The sequence below is a fragment of the Citrobacter sp. 172116965 genome, from assembly GCF_013458095.1.
GTDB lineage: Bacteria > Pseudomonadota > Gammaproteobacteria > Enterobacterales > Enterobacteriaceae > Citrobacter > Citrobacter braakii.
On record NZ_CP046673.1, the window covers coordinates 4,190,027 to 4,203,272 of the forward strand.

General features: G+C 52.8%; 13 protein-coding genes. 4 read left to right on the forward strand and 9 right to left on the reverse strand.

Annotated features, from left to right (window positions below; all coding sequences use genetic code 11):
• Positions 1 to 37: 37 nt before the first annotated feature.
• Entirely contained in the window at positions 38 to 559 is a 522-nt protein-coding gene (fldB, locus tag GPJ68_RS20325; protein WP_016154347.1) for a flavodoxin FldB, read from the forward strand.
• A gap of 100 nt (positions 560 to 659) precedes the next feature.
• Here fldB and GPJ68_RS20330 read toward each other — a convergent pair whose 3' ends face one another.
• Both GPJ68_RS20330 and sdhE read right to left on the reverse strand, forming a co-directional pair.
• Positions 660 to 1,067 (reverse strand): protein YgfX, encoded by a 408-nt coding sequence (locus GPJ68_RS20330; protein WP_104651977.1) that lies wholly within the window; start codon positions 1,065 to 1,067, stop codon positions 660 to 662.
• The gene (gene sdhE / locus GPJ68_RS20335) at positions 1,048 to 1,314 is read right to left on the reverse strand and encodes an FAD assembly factor SdhE (protein WP_016154349.1); all 267 of its coding nucleotides are present in this window, start codon (positions 1,312 to 1,314) and stop codon (positions 1,048 to 1,050) included. Before sdhE ends, GPJ68_RS20330 begins: the two co-directional genes overlap by 20 nt.
• A 257-nt stretch (positions 1,315 to 1,571) precedes the next feature.
• Between sdhE and ygfZ the strand changes: the two genes are divergently transcribed.
• A complete protein-coding gene (gene ygfZ / locus GPJ68_RS20340) occupies positions 1,572 to 2,552 on the forward strand; it encodes a tRNA-modifying protein YgfZ (protein WP_094168631.1) in 981 nt (326 codons plus the stop codon).
• 79 nt (positions 2,553 to 2,631) lie between these two features.
• Here the strand turns inward: ygfZ and GPJ68_RS20345 are convergent, their stop codons facing one another.
• Together GPJ68_RS20345 and yqfB are read right to left on the reverse strand one after the other, a co-directional pair.
• On the reverse strand, positions 2,632 to 3,291 hold the full coding sequence (locus tag GPJ68_RS20345) for a hemolysin III family protein (protein ID WP_016154351.1): 660 nt from the start codon (positions 3,289 to 3,291) through the stop codon (positions 2,632 to 2,634).
• A 163-nt stretch (positions 3,292 to 3,454) separates the two neighbouring features.
• A complete protein-coding gene (yqfB, locus tag GPJ68_RS20350; RefSeq protein ID WP_016154352.1) occupies positions 3,455 to 3,766 on the reverse strand; it encodes a N(4)-acetylcytidine aminohydrolase in 312 nt (103 codons plus the stop codon).
• 52 nt (positions 3,767 to 3,818) lie between these two features.
• Between yqfB and GPJ68_RS20355 the strand changes: the two genes are divergently transcribed.
• Complete coding sequence (locus tag GPJ68_RS20355) at positions 3,819 to 4,547, forward strand: MurR/RpiR family transcriptional regulator (RefSeq protein WP_003838265.1); 729 nt, start codon at positions 3,819 to 3,821, stop codon at positions 4,545 to 4,547.
• 121 nt (positions 4,548 to 4,668) lie between these two features.
• The gene (bglA, locus tag GPJ68_RS20360; RefSeq protein WP_016154353.1) at positions 4,669 to 6,102 is read left to right on the forward strand and encodes a 6-phospho-beta-glucosidase BglA; all 1,434 of its coding nucleotides are present in this window, start codon (positions 4,669 to 4,671) and stop codon (positions 6,100 to 6,102) included.
• A 94-nt stretch (positions 6,103 to 6,196) separates the two neighbouring features.
• Here the strand turns inward: bglA and GPJ68_RS20365 are convergent, their stop codons facing one another.
• The 5 genes from GPJ68_RS20365 to ubiI form a co-directional block, all read right to left on the reverse strand.
• Positions 6,197 to 6,940 (reverse strand): SDR family oxidoreductase, encoded by a 744-nt coding sequence (locus GPJ68_RS20365; protein ID WP_016154354.1) that lies wholly within the window; start codon positions 6,938 to 6,940, stop codon positions 6,197 to 6,199.
• Between the two features lie 61 nt (positions 6,941 to 7,001).
• Positions 7,002 to 9,875, reverse strand: coding sequence for an aminomethyl-transferring glycine dehydrogenase (gene gcvP / locus GPJ68_RS20370; protein ID WP_019077632.1), 2,874 nt, complete (start codon positions 9,873 to 9,875; stop codon positions 7,002 to 7,004).
• A gap of 176 nt (positions 9,876 to 10,051) precedes the next feature.
• The gene (gene gcvH / locus GPJ68_RS20375) at positions 10,052 to 10,441 is read right to left on the reverse strand and encodes a glycine cleavage system protein GcvH (protein WP_003026965.1); all 390 of its coding nucleotides are present in this window, start codon (positions 10,439 to 10,441) and stop codon (positions 10,052 to 10,054) included.
• A 25-nt stretch (positions 10,442 to 10,466) separates the two neighbouring features.
• On the reverse strand, positions 10,467 to 11,561 hold the full coding sequence (gene gcvT / locus GPJ68_RS20380) for a glycine cleavage system aminomethyltransferase GcvT (RefSeq protein WP_016157417.1): 1,095 nt from the start codon (positions 11,559 to 11,561) through the stop codon (positions 10,467 to 10,469).
• Positions 11,562 to 12,013: 452 nt separating this feature from the next.
• Positions 12,014 to 13,216, reverse strand: coding sequence for an FAD-dependent 2-octaprenylphenol hydroxylase (gene ubiI, locus GPJ68_RS20385; RefSeq protein ID WP_016154357.1), 1,203 nt, complete (start codon positions 13,214 to 13,216; stop codon positions 12,014 to 12,016).
• Between the last annotated feature and the right edge of the window lie 30 nt (positions 13,217 to 13,246).

Genomic DNA, 13,246 nt, shown 5'->3' on the forward strand with positions numbered 1-13,246 from the left:
ACCCGCAACGCTACAGCAGAATTGAGATGTTTACGTCATGAACATGGGTCTTTTTTACGGTTCCAGCACCTGCTATACCGAAATGGCAGCAGAAAAAATCCGCGATATCCTGGGTCCCGAACTGGTGACACTGCACAACCTCAAAGATGATTCCCCGACCTTAATGGAGCAGTATGACGTGCTCATTTTAGGCATCCCAACCTGGGATTTCGGTGAAATCCAAGAGGACTGGGAAGCGGTCTGGGAGCAACTGGACGACCTCAACCTGGAAGGCAAAATTGTTGCGCTTTACGGTATGGGCGATCAGTTGGGATACGGTGAATGGTTCCTGGATGCGCTGGGTATGCTGCACGATAAACTGGTCACCAAAGGCGTAAAATTTGTTGGTTACTGGCCAACCGAAGGGTATGAATTTACCAGCGATAAGCCCGTCATTGCCGATGGACAGCTGTTTGTTGGCCTGGCGCTGGATGAAACAAACCAGTACGATCTCAGCGATGAACGCATTCAGGCCTGGTGCGAGCAAATCCTTGGTGAAATGGCCGAACACTGGTCCTGATAACCATTTTGCCGGATGTAGGCGTAAACGCCATATCCGGCCTACATGTCGCACCGAACCGTAGACCTTAACGCTGCACGCCATCAGGCATTCATCAGCATTATCCCTGCCTCGCCTGTTGCAGTATTAACCGCCGCAAATCCCGCCACTCCGCGTCATCCATACTGTCTGCCGCCAGCCACAAATGCTGACGTTTTCCGGCATGGGAACGTAAACGCAGCATCATGCCTGTTTTGACCATCCAGGGTGCGCTAGCAATAGTCCACTCTTGCCCTTGCCAGCGCAGACGACCGTCCATCAACAGCCGAATCTCGCCCTGACAGGCATTGATTCGGCGCTGGCTACGGACGCTATCGAACACCACCAGAGAGAGCAGAACCAGCCATAATGGGGTGTAGCTCAATGGCCAGGGCATCAATAAAATAAATACCGCGACCAGCCCATGAATGAGCAGCGAAAGCCATTGCGCGCGCCATGAAACGCGTAAATCAGATTGCCACTGGACCACGTTCCCGATTCCGTGTCTGGATAAGTCGCACCATCTGCTCTAGCTGAGCATCAGCCGGTTTCCCATGATTCATCAACCAGTTAAATAAGTCTGGATCATCACATTCTAGCAGACGGATAAAGATACGTTTTTCTTCGTCACTTAAGCTGTCATATTCATGTTCGAAAAACGGCATGATCGAGATGTCCAGCTCACGCATACCGCGACGGCATGCCCAATGAATACGTGCTTTGTTGTTAATATCCATGTTCTTCTTCCTGTCTCGCGAAAACGAAGTATCCCGCTATTGTAACGTGTTTTTCCCTCATATTTACGGGAATATCAGCAAACGGAAGCGTGCTCGCTAAATAAAACCACATTAAGTCAAAGGATTCAGCATTTTTGGATGTCTCCTCGCAAAGCTTAATATATGGCACAAATAGCCTGTTTAAACCGCTTGCAATGGGCCATAGCTCTTTTACCATTAGTCATTATCACTGCGTTAAGCAAATCAGGACATTAATTATGGCTTTTATATCTTTTCCTCCTCGCCAGCCTTTCGCGTCAACGCGCTTGCCTCTGACGCTAATGACGCTCGATGAATGGGCGCTCGCCACCATCACCGGTGTCGACAGTGAGAAGTATATTCAGGGTCAGGTCACAGCGGATGTCAGCCAGATGACTGAGCATCAGCACGTGTTGGCAGCACATTGTGACGCCAAAGGTAAAATGTGGAGCAACCTGCGTCTGTTCCGCCAGGGTGACGGTTTTGCATGGCTTGAGCGCCGTAGTCTGCGCGATGCGCAGCTCACCGAACTGAAAAAATATGCGGTCTTCTCGAAGGTGGCGATTGCCCCGGACGACGAGCGCGTACTGCTGGGCGTCGCGGGATTCCAGGCGCGTGCTGCGCTGGCCAATCTCTTTAGCGAATTACCAAACAGCGATAAGCAGGCCATTACTGAGGGTTCTTCCACCATATTGTGGTTCGAACATCCCGCTGAGCGTTTCCTGCTGATCGTTGATGTTGCAACGGCGGAAACCCTGGTAGAGAAGCTGCGCGGTGAAGCGGAGTTAAATAACAGCCAACAGTGGCTGGCGCTGGATATCGAAGCAGGTATTCCGGTGATTGATACTGCCAACAGCGCACAGTTTATTCCGCAAGCCACCAATCTGCAGGCTCTGGGCGGGATCAGCTTTAAAAAAGGCTGCTATACCGGTCAGGAAATGGTTGCTCGCGCAAAATTCCGCGGAGCCAACAAACGTGCCATGTGGACGCTGGCAGGTGCGGCCAGTCGGGTACCGGAAGCAGGTGAAGACCTGGAGCTGAAAATGGGTGAGAACTGGCGTCGTACCGGCACCGTACTCGCCGCGGTGCAACTGGCGGATGGACAGGTACTGGTGCAGGTTGTGATGAATAACGACATGGAAGCCGACAGCGTGTTCCGCGTTCGTGACGACGCGAAAACGCTGCATATCGTACCGCTGCCGTATTCGCTGGAAGAGTAAATCGCCGGGTGGTGTCTTTATCTTACCGGGTCACGAGTTTTAAAGACCCGGTAAGCACAGCACCGCTGGGTAATAATAATTACGCCTGCCCCACGTACAGGTAGATCGCCAGGAAATGGCAAACGCTGCCACCCAGCACAAAGCCGTGCCAGATCGCATGGTTGTATGGAATGCGCTTACAGACGTAGAAAATAACGCCCAGCGAATACACCACACCACCAACTGCCAGCAACGTCACACCACCCACCGCCAGCTTAACCGCCAGTTGATACACCACAATCAGCGATAGCCAGCCCATCGCCAGGTAGGTTACCAGCGACAGAACCTTAAACCGGTGCGCAATGGTCAGTTTGAATAAAATACCGAGCAGCGCCAGGCTCCAGATAACAATCATCAGTCCACGTGCCAGCGGCGAATCCAGCCCCACCAGCAGAAATGGCGTGTAGGTCCCGGCAATCAGCAGATAAATCGCGCAGTGGTCGAACTTTTTCAGCCAGACTTTCGCTCTTTGATGGGGGATCGCGTGATATAAAGTTGAGGCGAGGAACAGCAGGATCATGCTGCCGCCATACAGGCTATAGCTGGTTATCGCCATGGCGCTGGCGTTGGTATCCACTGCCTGAACCAGCAACAATACCAGTCCGACAATCCCAAACACCAGCCCGATACCGTGACTGATGCTATTGGCTATTTCCTCTGCCAGCGAATATCCCTGCGCAATTAATGGCTTCTGAACCATATTTTACTCCCGAGAAACGAACACTATCGTGATTGCTCCTCTAGCGTAACTGAGAATGGTTCCAGTGAACACCTGTTAGCTAAAATATTTGCCAACTAAATAACAATCCATAAAAATCATGACATTATATTTTAATATTCAGCTAACAGGCGTACTGTTAAAATCAAAGACATTTAAAATCAATCACATAAAATTGTGTTTGATCCGGGTAAATCTCGGCAATCACGTGTTTAAGTTCTTCTAGCGTCATGTTTTCCTGGCGAGCATGTTTCTCCGTCAGCGTATCCAGCGTGACGGTTGAGGTGCCAACAACCTCAATCGTGCAGAAGTACCCCTCATCTTCGAAGCGCCCAACCCGTAGAATGTCACCGGCTTTGAAGTGTGATTCGGACTCGTCACGAATCGTAATGGTTTTGCGTCCGGCCAGAATGTCATCCTGGAAACGCTGAAAAAAAGTGATGTCATTTGGCTGCATGTTATTATTCCCTGTAGATGAAGTCTGATGAGTGAGTTTTGCCATTGTGAGTATGTTCTCCCACGCTGCCATCGCCAGTCTCAACAATCTTGAGATGCTGGTCTACAACTATGTCATCAAAAACCGTGACAAAGTCATGTACATGACCATTCGCGAACTGGCGGATGCCGTGGGCGTTTCCACTACCACCGTACTGCGCTTTTGCCGCAAGCTTAAGTGTGAAGGTTACTCAGAATTTCGCGTACGCTTCAAATTATATTTAGAGCAGAATGAACCGCAACAGGCTAATTTCGGTGCCAGCGAAATTATCAGCTTCTTTAAAGGCGTCAATAACGACGAGTTCGACAAATTACTCGATCAGGCTGTTGATATTATATTATCTTCCGAGCGTATTATATTCGTCGGGGCGGGAACATCCGGAGCTCTGGCAAAATATGGCGCTCGTTTTTTCTCAAACGTCGGAAAATTCAGTAACCACATCGATGACCCTTATTTCCCGGTAACTAATGATATGGCCAGAAACGCGCTGGCGATCGTACTTTCCGTTTCTGGAGAAACCGAAGAGATCCTACGCTTTGCCAGCCAGTTCAGTCTGCATAACTGTAAGGTTCTGTCGGTCACCAGCCATGAACATTCGCGCCTCGCGAAACTTGCCGACTTTAATCTCTCCTGGCACGTTCCACAGACACGCATTGCCGGGGTATACGATATAACCACGCAGATCCCCGTTATTTATATTCTGGAATCACTCGGTCGCAAGCTGGCGAAAAGAATAGCGTAAAAAAAACAATATGTTTTTTTGATGTAACAAATCACATTAACGCTATTTTGTTATATCGTGACATTTATCTTTCCTTTGTTAGACTCAAAATCAGATTGTATTAATTTGAGACTGAGCGCAGATGAAAAAACTTACCTTACCAAACGATTTTTTATGGGGCGGCGCGGTTGCGGCGCATCAGGTTGAAGGCGGCTGGAATAAAGGTGGCAAAGGGCCCAGCATTTGCGACGTACTGACCGGGGGGGCACACGGCGTTCCGCGAGAAATCACTCAGGACGTCGTGCCAGGTAAGTACTACCCCAACCACGAAGCCGTCGATTTTTACGGTCATTACAAAGAAGACATTAAGCTGTTTGCCGAGATGGGCTTCAAATGCTTCCGTACGTCAATTGCCTGGACCCGTATCTTCCCCAAAGGGGACGAAACCCAGCCAAACGAAGAAGGGCTAAAATTCTACGACGACATGTTTGATGAACTGCTGAAGTACAATATCGAACCGGTCATCACCCTTTCCCACTTCGAAATGCCGCTACACCTGGTTCAACAGTACGGTAGCTGGACCAATCGCAAAGTCGTTGATTTCTTTGTCCGTTTTGCTGAAGTGGTCTTTGAGCGCTACAAGCACAAGGTCAAATACTGGATGACCTTCAACGAAATCAACAACCAGCGTAACTGGCGTGCACCGCTGTTTGGCTATTGCTGCTCCGGCGTGGTGTATACCGAGCATGAAAACCCGGAAGAGACTATGTACCAGGTGCTGCACCACCAGTTCGTGGCCAGCGCTCTGGCGGTGAAAGCCGCACGTCGCATCAACCCTGAAATGAAAGTCGGCTGCATGCTGGCAATGGTCCCGCTATACCCGTACTCCTGTAAGCCTGAAGATGTGATGTTCGCGCAGGAATCGATGCGTGAACGCTATGTATTCACCGACGTTCAACTGCGCGGCTACTATCCATCTTATGTCCTGAACGAGTGGGAGCGCCGCGAATTCAATATTCGAATGGAAGCTGGCGATGAACAAATCCTGCGTGAAGGTACCTGCGACTATCTCGGGTTTAGTTACTACATGACCAACGCGGTAAAAGCGGAAGGCGGTAGCGGCGATGCCATTTCCGGTTTTGAGGGCAGCGTGCCGAACCCGCACGTCAAAGCATCCGACTGGGGCTGGCAGATTGATCCGGTCGGCCTGCGTTACGCCTTATGCGAACTGTACGAGCGTTATCAGAAGCCATTGTTTATCGTTGAAAACGGATTTGGCGCTTACGACAAAGTGGAAGAAGACGGCAGCATCCACGATGACTACCGCATCGACTATCTGCGCGCCCACGTCGAAGAGATGATGAAAGCGGTAACGTATGACGGCGTAGATCTGATGGGCTACACGCCGTGGGGCTGCATCGACTGCGTCTCGTTCACCACCGGCCAGTACAGCAAACGCTACGGTTTTATCTACGTGAACAAACACGACGACGGCACCGGCGATATGTCGCGTTCGCGTAAGAAAAGTTTTGAGTGGTATAAAGCGGTGATTGCCAGCAACGGCGAGAATCTGTAATTTTTTGCCGGATGGCGCTGCGCTTATCCGGTTTACGGGAACTGAACCTGTAGACCAGAGCAGACATTTACGCCGCCATCCGGCAAGCAACGCATTACTTCCCGCCGGCCAGCTCCAAAAAACTGCCCGTGACGTAAGACGCCTTCTCACTCAGCAGCCAGGTTATCGCCTGCGCGACCTCTTCCGGCTGTCCGCCGCGCTGCATAGGCAACATGGATTTCACGCGATCCACCCTTCCCGGCTCGCCGCCTGACGCATGCATTTCCGTGTAGATAAGACCGGGTCTCACGCAGTTCACGCGTATCCCCTGCGCCGCAACCTCCAACGCGAGGCCGGTGGTAAGCGTGTCCACCGCACCTTTTGAGGCTGCATAATCAACGTATTCGAACGGGGCGCCAAGCCGTGACGCCGCCGAAGAGACATTCACAATCGCCCCGCCCTGACCGCCGTGCTTAAACGACATGCGCTTTACCGCTTCCCGACAACACAGAAAATAGCCGGTAACATTAGTCGCCAGGACGCGATTAATACGCTCAGCGGTTAGGCTTTCCACCGTGCTCTGTTCAAACAAAATCCCGGCATTGTTCACCAGCGCAGTCAGCGGCTCGCCCTCGCGGTCAATGGACTCAAACATCGCCCCGACCTGGCTTTCATCGCTGATATCTGCCCGCAGAGCAAACGCCTTTCCTCCCGCAGCGGCGATATTGTTCACCACCTCCGTTGCCGCACGAATATTGTGATGAAAGTTAACGGCGACCGTGTAACCCTCTAGCGCTAACTGCAGCGCGGTTGCCCGACCAATACCACGACTGCCTCCCGTAACCAGTGCTATAGCCATCACTATTCTCCCCAAAAATAAAGGCGCCGAAGCGCCTTTAAAAGATAGCTGAATCAGTCGATTACTGATAATCGCTCAGCGGCACGCAGGAGCAGAACAGGTTACGGTCACCGTAAACGTCATCAAGGCGTTTCACGGTCGGCCAGTATTTGTTCGCTACGCCCGCCGGGAAGACGGCGATTTCGCGGCTGTAACCGTGATTCCACTCCGCGACCAGCTCATTTTGCGTGTGCGGGGAGTTAACCAGCGGGTTATCTGTAAGCGACCATTCACCGGCTTTCACGCGATCGATCTCAGCGCGAATTGCCAGCATCGCATTGATAAAGCGATCCAGTTCCACTTTGCTTTCCGATTCAGTCGGTTCCACCATCAGCGTACCCGCTACCGGGAACGACATGGTCGGCGCATGGAAACCGTAATCGATCAGACGCTTGGCAATATCCAGTTCGCTGATGCCGGTCTCTTCTTTCAGTGGGCGAATGTCGAGAATACATTCATGTGCCACGCGACCATCGCGACCGGTATACAGCACCGGATAGGCATCTTTCAGACGGCTGGCAATGTAGTTAGCGTTAAGGATCGCCACCTGGCTTGCCTGCTTCAGACCTTCTGCGCCCATCATACGGATGTACATCCAGCTGATCGGCAGAATGGATGCGCTACCGAACGGTGCCGCAGAAACCGCGCCCTGACGGGTGAGCATCCCTTCAATCTGTACTACGCTATGACCCGGCACGAACGGCGCCAGATGCGATTTAACACCGATTGGTCCCATACCTGGGCCACCGCCGCCGTGCGGAATGCAGAATGTTTTATGCAGGTTAAGGTGTGAGACATCGGCACCGATAAAGCCCGGTGTGGTGATCCCAACCTGAGCATTCATGTTCGCGCCATCAAGATAAACCTGGCCGCCAAACTGGTGCACAACGTCGCACACTTCACGGATCGTTTCTTCATACACGCCATGAGTAGAGGGATAGGTCACCATGATACAGGAGAGGTTTTCACCCGCCTGCGCCGCTTTTTCACGCAGATCGCCAAGATCGATGTTGCCGTTCTTATCACAGGCGACAACCACTACCTGCATACCCGCCATCTGTGCGGAGGCCGGGTTGGTACCGTGGGCAGAGGCCGGGATCAGACAGATATCGCGATGGCCTTCGTTACGGCTTTCATGATAATGGCGAATCGCCAGCAGACCCGCATACTCGCCCTGCGCGCCGGAGTTCGGCTGCATGCAGACTGCGTCATAACCGGTCAGTTTTACCAGCCATTCGGAAAGCTGGCCGATCATCTGGTGATAACCTTCTGCCTGCTCTGGCGGGCAGAACGGATGCAGTTCAGCGAATTCCGGCCAAGTGATAGGGATCATCTCGGCGGCAGCGTTCAGCTTCATGGTGCAAGACCCCAGCGGGATCATTGCCTGGTTCAGGGCCAGATCTTTGCGCTCCAGCGAGTGCATGTAACGCATCATCTCGGTTTCGCTGTGATAGCGATTAAACACCGGATGGCTAAGGATCGCATCATCACGCAGCATGCTGTCCTGAATGGAACGGCTGTCGAGCGCCACGTCTTTGTCCAGCGTTTCGATGTTCAGACCGTGGCTGTCTCCCAGCAGAACATTGAACAACTGCACCACGTTTTCACGGGTGGTGGTTTCATCAAGCGTAATACCTACCGCGTTATGGATATCGCTACGCAGGTTGATTTCTGCCGCTTCAGCACGCGCCAGTACCGCAGCCTTATCGGCCACTTCAACACACAAAGTGTCAAAGTAGTGCGCATGACGCAGCTTCAATCCTTTCTGTTGCAGACCGGCTGCCAGAATATCGGTCAAACGATGGATGCGATTAGCGATGCGTTTCAGGCCAACCGGGCCATGATAAACGGCATACAGGCTGGCGATGTTGGCCAGCAGAACCTGCGAGGTACAAATGTTGGAGTTCGCTTTCTCGCGGCGGATATGCTGTTCGCGAGTCTGCATCGCCATGCGCAGGGCGGTATTACCCGCTGCATCTTTGGAGACGCCGATAATACGGCCTGGCATGGAGCGTTTGAATTCGTCTTTAGCGGCAAAGAATGCCGCGTGCGGGCCGCCGTAGCCCATCGGTACGCCGAAGCGTTGCGCAGAGCCGAAAACGATATCCGCGCCCTGTTTGCCCGGTGCAGTCAGCAGTACCAGCGCCATAAAGTCGGCAGCGACGCTGACCACTATTTTACGGGATTTCAGCTCAGCCATCAGGGCGCTGTAGTCGTGCACTTCACCGGTGGTGCCAACCTGCTGCAACAGCACGCCGAACACATCCTGATGATCCAATGCTTTTGCCGCGTCATCAACAATGACGTCAAAACCAAAAGTTTGCGCACGAGTACGCACTACGTCCAGTGTTTGCGGATGAACATCAGCCGCCACAAAGAAACGGTTGGCGTTTTTCAGTTTGCTGACGCGTTTGGCCATCGCCATGGCTTCAGCTGCAGCAGTAGCTTCATCCAGCAGAGAAGCGGAAGCCATGTCCAGGCCGGTCAGGTCCAGCGTCACCTGCTGGAAGTTCAGCAGTGCTTCCAGACGGCCCTGGGAGACTTCCGGTTGATACGGGGTGTAGGCGGTGTACCAACCCGGGTTTTCCAGCATGTTACGCAGGATAACCGGTGGCAGCTGCACGGCGGTGTAGCCCATGCCAATGTAGGACGTGAAGCGCTTGTTACGCCCGGCGATGGCTTTTAATTCAGCCAGCGCAGCGTATTCGGTCGCCGCCTCGCCCACCTGTGGCGGGGTTGCGAGCTGAATGTCTTTCGGCACAATCTGGCCGATCAGCGCGTTTAACGACTCGGCGCCAACCGCATTCAGCATCTCTTGCTGCTGCGCGGCGTCCGGTCCGATGTGGCGTTCAATGAAAGCGCCGCTATTTTCAAGCTGGCTTAACGTCTGTGTCATGGGCGATGGTTCCTGAAACGTGCAGTGAATCGTAGGTGTCTCTACTTACCTGAATACGCAAAAAATTCGCGTTGCAGAAAGGCGGCGACGCAGCACATCCCCAGGAGCTTACATCAGTAAGTAACTGAGGTGTGCAAGAAAGCCAACACACCTGCAACGTGAAGAATGAAGCGTATTTATTCGTCTTCTAACAAAGCTTCATATGCAGTCGCATCCAGCAACGATTCAATTTCGCTTTCATCGCTGGCTTTGATTTTGAAGATCCAGCCCCCTGCATACGGCTCGCTGTTGACCAGTTCCGGGGAGTCGCTGAGCGCGTCGTTAACCGCAACAATCTCACCGCCTACTGGCGCATAAATATCGGATGCCGCTTTTACGGATTCCGCAACGGCGCAGTCATCGCCCGCGCTGACGGTTGCGCCAACTTCGGGCAGGTCAACGAAAACCATGTCACCTAACAGCTCCTGAGCATGTTCGGTGATCCCAACGGTGTAAGAGCCGTCAGCTTCTTTGCGCAGCCATTCGTGTTCTTTGCTGTATTTCAGTTCTGCAGGTACGTTGCTCATCAATCAATCTCCAAAAAAGGATGAATTACGCGACGGCTTTGCCGTTACGCACAAAAACAGGTTTAGTCACTTTTACCGGCATTTCGCGGTTACGGATCTGTACGATCGCGTTCTCACCAATACCCGCAGGGACACGCGCCAGCGCGATGCTGTAACCCAGGGTTGGGGAGAATGTCCCGCTGGTGATAATGCCTTCCTGCTGATTGCCGGAAGCATCGGTGAAACGCACCGGCAGTTCATTACGCAGTACGCCTTTCTCGGTCATCACCAGTCCAACCAACTGTTCGTGGCCTTTTTCACGCTGCATTTCCAGCGCTTCCCGACCGATAAAGTCGCGGTCAGTCGGTTCCCACGCGATGGTCCAACCCATGTTGGCCGCCAGCGGAGAAATGCCTTCGTCCATCTCCTGACCGTACAGGTTCATGCCGGCCTCCAGACGCAGCGTGTCGCGCGCGCCAAGACCGCAAGGTTTGACACCTGCTTGTACCAGCGCACGCCAGAAGTCTGCCGCCTTTTCACTCGGCATAGCAATTTCATAGCCTGCTTCGCCGGTATAACCAGTGGTTGCGATAAACAAATCACCCGCCTGAACGCCGAAGAACGGCTTCATGCCTTCTACCGCCTGACGCTGCTCGTCAGTAAACAATGTGGCTGCTTTTTCCTGCGCGTTTGGGCCCTGCACCGCAATCAGCGACAGATCATCTCGAACGGTGATGTCGATGGCGTAAGGTTCAGCGTGTTGGGTAATCCAGGAGAGGTCTTTTTCGCGGGTGGCGGAGTTTACAACGAGGCGGAAGAAATCTTCAGTGAAGTAGTAGACAATCAGGTCATCTATCACGCCGCCCGAAGCGTTGAGCATACCGGAGTAGAGGGCTTTACCCGTCTTCGTTAGCTTCGCGACGTCGTTTGCCAGCAGATAACGCAAGAACTCCCGGGTGCGGCTACCGCGCAGGTCGACGATGGTCATATGTGACACATCAAACATTCCGGCATCGGTGCGAACAGCATGGTGTTCATCAAGCTGAGAACCGTAATGCAGTGGCATCATCCAGCCATGGAAATCTACCATGCGCGCGCCACATAGCGTGTGTTGTTCGTACAAAGGAGTCTGTTGAGCCATCTTTTCCTCGTTGAATAAGCGGGGCTACCAACTCTTTCGCGGTGAAATTTTCGCCACGAAACCCAGCACCGCAGCCGCTCCAGGGGCCACGACGCAAACGTTCTCTTTGTCCTGAACTTACCACCGAAACAGACGCTAAACCATAAGGCAAAATTAACCATCACATTAGCTTATGGCCAAAAACAGCAAAATCACCGACAGAACAAAACCCCATAAATACGGCAAATAATCAGAATAAAAAATAAATAAAAGCTGAAATTAACAGCACCAACCAACATTAAATGTGGAAAAATTGTCAAAAATGGCGTTATGAAAAAAACGTAATATTAAAAAAACTAATGCGAAAAAAGGCGTGGAATTAGATTATTTCAAATGAGAGAAGCACCCCGGCGCGCAGGCCGGGAGTGGAAAGTGTGACAGGTCTCAAACTCTTAAGATTGTCCTTACGGACGCTAGCGTAACCACTCAGGAAGATCGTTCAGTCCCATCGCCTGGCGGATGAGCTGTGGTTTTACGCCTGGCAGGGTATCGGCCAGTTTCAGACCAATATCACGCAGCAGTTTTTTCGCCGGATTCTCGCCTGCAAACAGTTCACGAAAGCCCTGCATACCGGCCAGCATCATCGCTGCGCTGTGCTTACGGCTGCGCTCGTAGCGGCGCAAATAGAGATACTGACCAATATCTTTGCCCTGACGCTGTAGCCGCTTCAGCTCATCGATCAGCTCCGCCGCATCCATAAAGCCAAGGTTAACCCCCTGACCCGCCAGCGGGTGGATGGTATGCGCCGCATCCCCCACCAGCGCCAGACGATGAGCAGCGAATTGACGGGCATAGCGTCCCGTCAGCGGAAACGCCTGACGCTCGCTTTCAAGGCTGCATAGCCCCAGGCGATTATCAAAAGCGATATTCAGCGCCTGATTAAACTCGTCAACGCTTGCCTGCTGCATGCGTTCTGCTTCCTGCGGCGAAAGCGACCAGACGATAGAGCACAGGTGCGGGTCACTGAGCGGCAGGAACGCCAGGATCCCCTCACCGTGAAACGCCTGCCGCGCAACCGCGCCGTGAGCTTCCTGCGTACGGATAGTCGCCACCAGCGCATGATGACGGTAATCCCAGAAAGTGAGCGGAATATCCGCTTTGTTGCGCAGCCAGGAGTTAGCGCCATCGGCGCCGACCACGAGGCGAGCTGTCAGCATTGCGCCATCTTTCAGGGACAGAAATGCCTCATTCTCACCCCAGGCTACCTGCTGTAACTCAGCGGGCGCCATCAGCGTAATGTCCGCTGAACGCTGCGCTTTTTGCCAGAGTGCGTAATGGATCTCTGAGTTTTCAACGATGTGGCCTAAATGGCTGTAGCCCATGCTCTGGTCATCAAACGCAATACGCCCAAAGCTGTCTTTGTCCCAGACTTCCATGCCGTGGTAGCAACAAGCGCGACGGGCAACAATGTCGGACCAGACGCCCAGTCGGCTAAGCAGTTTTTCACTGGCGGCATTAATGGCCGATACGCGAAGCTGGGGAGGTGCATCCGCCGCCAAAGGCTGCGGAACATGTTGTTCTAACACTGCAACGCGCAACCCGCTGCCCTGCAAGCCGCAGGCAACCGCTAGTCCCACCATGCCGCCACCAACAATTGCTACATCAACACTTTGCACTGTTTGCTCCTGAAAATAGGACAATCAAAA

What these genes read in the sequence shown, in the direction of transcription:
- fldB (WP_016154347.1), top strand. Translation starts at nt 38, where the DNA reads ATGAACATGGGTCTTTTTTACGGTTCCAGCACCTGCTATACCGAAATG.
- sdhE (WP_016154349.1), bottom strand. Translation starts at nt 1,314, where the DNA reads ATGGATATTAACAACAAAGCACGTATTCATTGGGCATGCCGTCGCGGT.
- ygfZ (WP_094168631.1), top strand. Translation starts at nt 1,572, where the DNA reads ATGGCTTTTATATCTTTTCCTCCTCGCCAGCCTTTCGCGTCAACGCGC.
- GPJ68_RS20345 (WP_016154351.1), bottom strand. Translation starts at nt 3,291, where the DNA reads ATGGTTCAGAAGCCATTAATTGCGCAGGGATATTCGCTGGCAGAGGAA.
- yqfB (WP_016154352.1), bottom strand. Translation starts at nt 3,766, where the DNA reads ATGCAGCCAAATGACATCACTTTTTTTCAGCGTTTCCAGGATGACATT.
- GPJ68_RS20355 (WP_003838265.1), top strand. Translation starts at nt 3,819, where the DNA reads ATGTTCTCCCACGCTGCCATCGCCAGTCTCAACAATCTTGAGATGCTG.
- bglA (WP_016154353.1), top strand. Translation starts at nt 4,669, where the DNA reads ATGAAAAAACTTACCTTACCAAACGATTTTTTATGGGGCGGCGCGGTT.
- GPJ68_RS20365 (WP_016154354.1), bottom strand. Translation starts at nt 6,940, where the DNA reads ATGGCTATAGCACTGGTTACGGGAGGCAGTCGTGGTATTGGTCGGGCA.
- gcvP (WP_019077632.1), bottom strand. Translation starts at nt 9,875, where the DNA reads ATGACACAGACGTTAAGCCAGCTTGAAAATAGCGGCGCTTTCATTGAA.
- gcvH (WP_003026965.1), bottom strand. Translation starts at nt 10,441, where the DNA reads ATGAGCAACGTACCTGCAGAACTGAAATACAGCAAAGAACACGAATGG.
- gcvT (WP_016157417.1), bottom strand. Translation starts at nt 11,561, where the DNA reads ATGGCTCAACAGACTCCTTTGTACGAACAACACACGCTATGTGGCGCG.